Below are 239 nucleotides of genomic sequence, written 5' to 3' on the forward strand. Positions count from 1 at the left end.
TAATAATGTTGTCAATTAACCCATATTCTTTTGCTTTTTCAGCTGTCATGAAGTTATCGCGGTCTGTATCGCGTTGAATGACCTCAAGCGGCTGGCCGGAGCGCTCGGCTAAAATTCTGTTTAATTTTTCACGAAGGAAGAGGATTCGCTTCGCAGCAATCTCGATTTCAGTAGCCTGCCCTTGAGCACCGCCAAGCGGTTGATGGATCATCACTTCAGCATTTGGCAATGCATATCGT

The 239-nt window shown here is 45.6% G+C and carries 1 protein-coding gene; it reads right to left on the reverse strand.

Features of this window, described 5'->3' with window-relative positions:
• Positions 1–239: ATP-dependent Clp protease proteolytic subunit (locus RYX56_RS24990; RefSeq protein ID WP_317124471.1), on the reverse strand; the 239-nt coding region annotated here is incomplete at both ends.

This window comes from Alkalihalophilus lindianensis, from assembly GCF_032843265.1.
In the GTDB taxonomy this organism is placed as follows: domain Bacteria; phylum Bacillota; class Bacilli; order Bacillales; family Bacillaceae_D; genus Alkalihalophilus; species Alkalihalophilus lindianensis.